We start from the raw sequence: 278 nt of genomic DNA, 5'->3' as shown, positions 1-278 counted from the left end.
ACCGTCAATTGCTGTGGCGTTTTCAAATAAAACAGAGTTTATCTCGCCGAGGAAATTGTTGGGATAATGCGCCGATGGAGCGCTTCTTTAGAAGTCTGAAAACGGAATGGGTGCCAACTGTGGGTTACCGTAGCTTCGCTGAGGCTCAACAAGAGGTTACCCGTTACATTATCGGATATTACTGCCAACTCAGACCACATCAGTATAACGGTGGTTTAACTCCCAATGAATCAGAACGATTATATTGGGAAAACTCTCAAACCGTGGCCAATTTTAGT

General features: G+C 44.2%; 1 protein-coding gene. It reads left to right on the top strand.

Going from position 1 to position 278, the window contains the following annotated elements; all coding sequences use genetic code 11:
- On the top strand, positions 1-278 hold a 278-nt coding region (locus EYW48_RS22060), incomplete at both ends, for an integrase core domain-containing protein (protein WP_277433106.1).

It is taken from the genome of Vibrio sp. 1180_3 (assembly GCF_029478545.1).
Lineage (GTDB): Bacteria > Pseudomonadota > Gammaproteobacteria > Enterobacterales > Vibrionaceae > Vibrio > Vibrio aestuarianus.
This window is presented reverse-complemented; position numbering and strand designations above follow the sequence as displayed.